Source organism: Pseudoalteromonas sp. MER144-MNA-CIBAN-0113, from assembly GCF_040308965.1.
In the GTDB taxonomy this organism is placed as follows: Bacteria; Pseudomonadota; Gammaproteobacteria; order Enterobacterales; family Alteromonadaceae; genus Pseudoalteromonas; species Pseudoalteromonas tetraodonis.
Window position 1 is genome coordinate 20,933 of record NZ_JBEOOG010000052.1, and the last position, 6,732, is coordinate 27,664.

Genomic DNA, 6,732 nt, shown 5'->3' on the forward strand with positions numbered 1-6,732 from the left:
TGTTATTCCTGATCTATACCTAACATTTTTTTCAATTGGTTTAACTGAGCCACTTCACCTTTTTTCGCTGCATCTTGGATGGCACGGGTAGGCGCGTGCATTAAGCGATTGGTTAATTTATTGGCCAGCTCTAAAATTACTTTTTCTGCGTCTTTACCTGTATTTAGCTGACTAAGCGCCCTATCTACAAGTTCTGCTTTTGTTGTTTGTACATCATTACGGTAGTGGCGAATTAAATCCACTGAATCAAGCGAGCGCAACCACATAAAAAACTCTTTGGTGCGCTCACTAATAATAATTTGTGCTTGCTCTGCCGCTTGCTCACGAGCAGCCATGTTTTCACTAACAATGGCTTGTAAGTCATCGACCGAGTACAAGTAGGCATCGTCGAGTTCACCGACTTGGCTTTCAATATCGCGTGGTACAGCTATATCAATAAACAGCATCGGCTTATAGCGGCGTTGTTTCAGTGCTTGCTCAACTACACCTTTACCAATAATGGGCAAAGTGCTGGCGGTGGAGCTAATCACAATATCAGCTTGATGCAAACGTTCAGGCAATTGTGCCAACGCAATAACATCGGCTGATACTTCATCGGCTAAACTGCGCGCTCTTTCTATTGTTCTGTTGGCAACAGTAATTTTTTGCGGCTCATTTTGGTATAAATGTTTTGCTACCAGCTCTATGGTTTCACCGGCACCAATGAGTAACACCTTAGTTTTATCCAGCTTTCCATAAATATGCTTTGCTAAATTAACTGCCGCAAAGGCGACCGATACTGCACTGGCACCAATGTTGGTTTCGGTACGGACTTCTTTTGCCACCGAAAACGTTTTTTGAAACAAACGATCAAACGTAACGCCCACCGCATCATGAGTTTTGGCACTATTATAGGCTTGTTTTATTTGCCCTAAAATTTGTGGTTCGCCTAACACCAGCGAGTCAAGCCCACAGGCTACACGCATCAAATGGTTTATTGCAGCGCTGTCTTCATGACAGTAGATATTTTTACTCAGTTCATGTTCATCTAAACCATGGAAACTGGCCAACCATTGCAACAATGTTTGGGAATTTTGCTGCGCAAGGCTACAATACACTTCAGTGCGATTACAGGTAGAGACAATAACTGCTTCATTAAAGTCGGCATGGCCACTTAATTGTTGTAGCGCCTCTGAAATTTGCTCAGGCGAAAAGGCCACTTTTTCTCGTAATTCTACGGATGCGGTTTTGTGATTAATACCAAGTGCTATTATGGTCATATCTGCCAAATATTGCTGAGCCCTACTACATAGGCGGCAATTTTATCAAAAATCTCAGGAATATGGAAAGTAAGGAACAACATTTGACTCGACAATATTTGATTTTAACACTGCTATTTGTATTTTTAACCGGCTGCGCAAGTAAAAACAATTACAAAACAGAGCCTTACGAAGACTGGAAGTTGCGCCTTGGCGAGCAAAAAACTTGGCAAGTAGACGGTAAACTTGCGTTTATTAGCCCAGATGAGCGCCAATCTGCCAACTTAAATTGGCAACAAACACAAAATAGTAATTATTTAGTGTTAACCACGTTTATTGGCACACGGATTTTATCGCTTAAACAAACCGCAGTCGGCGCCGAATTAATCTTTGATGACCAACCGTATTTTGATAGTAACGCCAGTGCACTTTTACAACGTTTAACAGGGTTTACTTTACCGGTTAATAACGCAGGCCCATGGTTAAAAGCTACCATTGACGATCACACCCTAGAAATTGATCAGTTAGGGCGTGCTAAAAGCGTGTTATGGTTTGATGATAATGGCAAAAAGTGGCAAATAAGTTACACAAGTTACGTCCAAAAATACGGTTTTTGGTTACCGAATGCTTTAACCTTAACCCATGAAAAGATTAAAATTAAAATCAAACTCTATGACTGGCAGTTTAACTAACTATGCATACTCACACTGAATTTTCGCTGATTGCCCCAGCTAAGCTTAATTTATTTTTACACATTAATGGCCGCCGTGATGATGGCTACCATGAATTAGAAACTCTGTTTACGTTTTTAAATTATGGTGACGAGCTCCATTTTAAACTAAGCACGGATACTCATATTAGCATTAGCGGCGACACCAATGGCATTGCGCTAACCGACAATTTGATTTACAAAGCGGCGTTATTATTACAAACCCACTGTAAAGTGGATATGGGTGCAAAAATAAATTTAACTAAACGCTTACCCATGGGTGGAGGTGTTGGAGGCGGTTCATCCGATGCCGCATCAACACTTTTAGCCCTTAATACGCTTTGGAATACAGCCCTATCTTTAGATGAACTGGCTGATTTAGGCCTGAAACTCGGTGCTGATGTACCTGTATTCATTAAAGGTAAAAGTGCCATAGCACATGGCATTGGCGAGCAATTAGAGTACCTAGAACTGCCGCCAAAGTGGTATTGTGTTGTCTTCCCAAATCAACATGTCAGCACAGCACAAATATTTACTCACCCTGATTTAAAACGTGATACGCCAAAACTTTCTGGCGACTGGCAACAGCAAATTTTAACCAACGATTGTGAGCCTTTAGTGAAAAAGCTGTGCCCCGAGGTTGAAAAAACCCTGCAGTGGTTGCTAAAATACGCCCCATCAAAGATGACCGGAACAGGTTCATGTTGTTTTGTTGAATTTGCTAGCCAAGTTCAAGCACAAGATGTACTTGCTAACCTCCCCCATACTTGGCAGGGTTTTATCGCATCCAGCGTTAGTACCTCTCCTGCTCATACGGAGTTAGCCGCCATCATTGATAAATGAAGTAACGTACAAGTAATCATAAGTTAACCTACTTTGTTCACTCAATGTAAGTTAGTCCAAAAATTCAGTGCCTGAGGAACCCTACCGTGCCTGACATGAAGCTCTTCGCTGGTAACGCAACACCTGACCTAGCTCAAAAAGTTGCAAAACGTTTATATATTGAATTAGGCGATGCTGTTGTTGGCCGTTTTAGTGACGGTGAGATCAGTGTTCAAATTAATGAAAATGTTCGTGGCTCGGATGTTTTTATCTTGCAATCAACCTGTGCCCCTACTAACGATAACCTGATGGAACTTATCGTTATGGTTGATGCGTTACGCCGTGCATCTGCCGGTCGTATCACTGCTGTTATCCCTTATTTTGGTTATGCTCGTCAAGATCGTCGCGTACGTTCTGCCCGTGTACCAATTACAGCTAAAGTGGTTGCGGATTTCTTATCAAGTGTAGGTGTTGACCGCGTTCTTACGGTTGATTTACACGCTGAGCAAATCCAAGGCTTCTTTGATGTACCAGTGGATAACGTATTTGGTAGCCCTGTACTATTAGAAGATATGAAAAACCGCGACTTTGATGACGTGGTTGTTGTATCACCTGATATTGGTGGCGTGGTGCGTGCCCGTGCAATTGCAAAACTATTAAACGATACCGACTTAGCAATTATCGATAAACGTCGCCCTCAAGCTAACGTTTCTCAAGTAATGCACATTATTGGTGACGTTGAAGGCCGCGATTGTATTATTGTTGATGACATGATTGATACCGGTGGTACATTGTGTAAAGCAGCTGAAGCCCTTAAAGAGCATGGTGCTAAACGTGTATTTGCTTACGCTACTCACCCTATTCTTTCTGGTACAGCTGCAGAAAACTTACGTAACTCTGTGATTGACGAAGTGATTGTAACTGACTCAATTCCACTGTCTGACGAACTAAAAGCCCTTGATATTGTTAAAGTATTAACGCTTGCAGATATGTTAGCAGAGACTATTCGTCGCATTAGCAACGAAGAATCTATCTCGGCAATGTTTGAACACTAAAGTTAAACATTAATGAGTATAAAAGCGCCTTTTGGCGCTTTTTTTGTAAGCGATGTTTATTTTATAAACCCGCAGTGGTATGATAGCGCGCCTTTTGGCTAGGGACCTTGGTCGCAAAGGCCCTAACACTTTTAATTATTGGAGACATCATGTCTAACACAACTTATACTTATGACGCTGAACTTCGCGTAGAAACTGGTACTGGTGCGAGCCGCCGCCTACGTCGCGAAGACAAAGTGCCGGCAATCCTTTATGGAGCTGATAAAGAAGCGGTATCGCTTACTTTTGCTCATAAAGATATGATCAAAGCACAAGAAGACGAAGGCTTTTACACTCACATCCTTACATTAAATGTAGGTGGCGAGAAAGTTGAAGCAATCTTAAAAGATATCCAACGTCACCCTTTCAAGCCTAAGCTTACTCACCTTGATTTCCAACGTGTAGACGCAGCTCATAAACTAGTAACTAAGGTTCCTTTACACTTCATCGGTGAAGAGAAAGTAACTAAGTTAGGTGCAACTGTTGTTCACCAGTTAACTGAAGTTGAGATTTCTTGTCTTCCTAAGTCACTTCCAGAATTCATCGAAGTAGACGTATCTGATCTTGTTGCTGGTGATTCAATCCACCTTACAGATCTTGCGTTCCCTAAAGGTGTTCAATCTGTTGAGCTTGGTAAAGGCGAAGGCCACGATCAGTCTATCGTTACTATCAAAGCTAACAAAGCAGCTCCAACTGAAGACGACGCTTCAGACGCTGCAGAATAATATTTAAGGTCTCGCACCTTGAATTCTATTCAAATGCTTGTGGGCCTGGCTAATCCAGGCCCCGAATACGCAAATACACGCCACAACGCAGGTGCTTGGTTCATTCAAGAACTCGCTGCACGCTACAACTGCACGCTAAAACACGACCCTAAATATCACGGCCTTACTGGCAAAGTGATTATTCAAGGCAAAGAATTCAAATTACTGATCCCCACCACTTACATGAACTTAAGTGGCAAAGCGGTGAGTAGTTTAGCCAATTTTTTTAAAATCCCCGTGGAAGACATACTTGTTGCCCATGATGAATTGGATTTAGACCCGGGCGTTGCTAAATTAAAAAAAGGCGGCGGACATGGCGGTCATAATGGCTTAAAAGACATTATTGCAAAAATGGCAAATCAAAAAGACTTTATGCGCTTACGCATAGGTGTAGGTCATCCAGGACATCGCGAAATGGTCACCGGTTGGGTGCTTGGTAAAGCAGCCAAGGACGATCAAGAAAAAATGGATGCCGCAGTTGATGAAGCAGTTCGTTGTATGGAAATACTTGCTAAAGACGGTGTGTTAAAAGCACAAAACAGACTACATTCGTTTAAACCCTAATTTTTGGGTATACGGTCGCACGTATTAAACGAATCTAAACAAGGTATCTTACTATGGGTTTTAAATGTGGCATCGTTGGCTTGCCTAATGTTGGTAAATCAACACTTTTCAATGCATTGACTAAAGCGGGTATTGAAGCCGCTAACTTTCCTTTTTGTACCATTGAACCTAATACAGGTGTGGTACCGGTGCCAGATCCTCGCCTAGACGAACTTGCTAAAATTGTTAACCCACAACGTATTCTTACAACCAGTATGGAATTTGTGGATATTGCAGGTTTAGTTAAAGGTGCATCGAAAGGTGAAGGCCTAGGCAATCAGTTTTTAGCAAATATCCGTGAAACAGATGCGATTGGCCATGTAGTTCGTTGTTTTGAAGATGAAAACGTTATTCACGTTGCTGGTACTATCGACCCTGCTGACGATATTGACGTGATCAACACCGAGCTAGTTCTTGCTGATATGGACAGTGCTGATAAAGCAATGTTCCGTAATGCAAAAAAAGCAAAAGGTGGCGATAAAGACGCTAAAGAGCAAAATGCGGTACTTGAAAAAGTAAAAGTGCATCTTGATGAAGGCTTAACTTTACGTTCTTTAGCGCTAACAAAAGAAGAAAAAGCAGCCATTGCGCCTATTAACTTCTTAACTATTAAGCCAACTATGTATATTGCTAACGTGGCTGAAGACGGATTTGAAAATAACCCACTACTTGATCGTGTCCGTGAAATAGCCGCCGCTGAAGATGCGGTTGTTGTGCCTGTGTGTGCAGCTATCGAATCTGAGCTATCTGAGCTTGACGAAGAAGACAAATTAGAGTTTATGGCTGACCTAGGTCTTGAAGAGCCAGGACTTAACCTTGTTATTCGTGGTGGCTATGAGCTACTACATTTGCAAACTTACTTTACTGCGGGTGTAAAAGAAGTACGTGCATGGACTATCCCAGTGGGTGCAACTGCACCACAAGCAGCAGGGAAAATTCATACCGACTTTGAACGTGGCTTTATCCGCGCACAAACAATTGCTTTTGATGACTTTATTGCATTTAAAGGTGAAAGCGGTGCAAAAGAAGCAGGTAAAATGCGCCAAGAAGGTAAAGAATACATTGTTAAAGATGGCGATGTAATGAACTTCTTGTTCAACGTATAATTAAACATTGCACCACGTTAAGTGGCTCATTGTTTTTAAAGGCTCGTTTTTACGAGCCTTTTTATTTTTCAGCCGAATAAAAGTAATAATTAGTCTACCCTTACTATAGGCTTAGAATTGTAAGGCAAAGCCAAAATTACAATACAAAGCTCACAAAGAGTGTTAAAAAAGCAACGTTTTAATTAAAAAGTAGCCTGTTAGCCTATTTTTCCTGCAAACAAACCAACTTAAGTGTTTTTTTGCAAAAAAGGTGTTGACGAATTTGGGGCATATCAGCATAATACGCCCCGCACTCAGCGATGAAGTGTTAACAAAAAAGATGGCTAAGTAGCTCAGCTGGTTAGAGCACATCACTCATAATGATGGGGTCACAGGTTCAAATCCCGTCTTAGCCAC

The 6,732-nt window shown here is 41.7% G+C and carries 7 protein-coding genes and 1 tRNA gene; 7 read left to right on the forward strand and 1 reads right to left on the reverse strand.

Features of this window, described 5'->3' with window-relative positions:
- Positions 1-2: 2 nt before the first annotated feature.
- Positions 3-1,259: a glutamyl-tRNA reductase gene (hemA, locus tag AAEY57_RS13390; RefSeq protein ID WP_024602657.1), complete on the reverse strand. Its 1,257-nt coding sequence runs from the start codon at positions 1,257-1,259 to the stop codon at positions 3-5.
- A gap of 83 nt (positions 1,260-1,342) precedes the next feature.
- Between hemA and lolB the strand changes: the two genes are divergently transcribed.
- The 7 genes from lolB to AAEY57_RS13425 all read left to right on the forward strand — a co-directional run bounded on the left by lolB (position 1,343) and on the right by AAEY57_RS13425 (position 6,731).
- Positions 1,343-1,930: a lipoprotein insertase outer membrane protein LolB gene (lolB, locus tag AAEY57_RS13395; RefSeq protein WP_029610017.1), complete on the forward strand. Its 588-nt coding sequence runs from the start codon at positions 1,343-1,345 to the stop codon at positions 1,928-1,930.
- Positions 1,931-1,932: 2 nt separating this feature from the next.
- Positions 1,933-2,790, forward strand: coding sequence for a 4-(cytidine 5'-diphospho)-2-C-methyl-D-erythritol kinase (gene ispE, locus AAEY57_RS13400; RefSeq protein ID WP_008467964.1), 858 nt, complete (start codon positions 1,933-1,935; stop codon positions 2,788-2,790).
- Between the two features lie 86 nt (positions 2,791-2,876).
- Positions 2,877-3,824 carry a ribose-phosphate pyrophosphokinase gene (locus tag AAEY57_RS13405; protein ID WP_008115168.1) on the forward strand — a complete coding sequence of 316 codons (948 nt, stop codon included), beginning with the start codon at positions 2,877-2,879 and terminating at the stop codon, positions 3,822-3,824.
- A gap of 149 nt (positions 3,825-3,973) precedes the next feature.
- Entirely contained in the window at positions 3,974-4,588 is a 615-nt protein-coding gene (locus AAEY57_RS13410) for a 50S ribosomal protein L25/general stress protein Ctc (protein ID WP_008467966.1), read from the forward strand.
- A gap of 18 nt (positions 4,589-4,606) precedes the next feature.
- A complete protein-coding gene (gene pth, locus AAEY57_RS13415) occupies positions 4,607-5,191 on the forward strand; it encodes an aminoacyl-tRNA hydrolase (RefSeq protein ID WP_008467968.1) in 585 nt (194 codons plus the stop codon).
- 53 nt (positions 5,192-5,244) lie between these two features.
- Positions 5,245-6,336 carry a redox-regulated ATPase YchF gene (gene ychF, locus AAEY57_RS13420; RefSeq protein WP_008467970.1) on the forward strand — a complete coding sequence of 364 codons (1,092 nt, stop codon included), beginning with the start codon at positions 5,245-5,247 and terminating at the stop codon, positions 6,334-6,336.
- 321 nt (positions 6,337-6,657) lie between these two features.
- Positions 6,658-6,731: transfer RNA gene (locus tag AAEY57_RS13425), tRNA-Met, on the forward strand.
- Position 6,732: the final 1 nt, after the last annotated feature.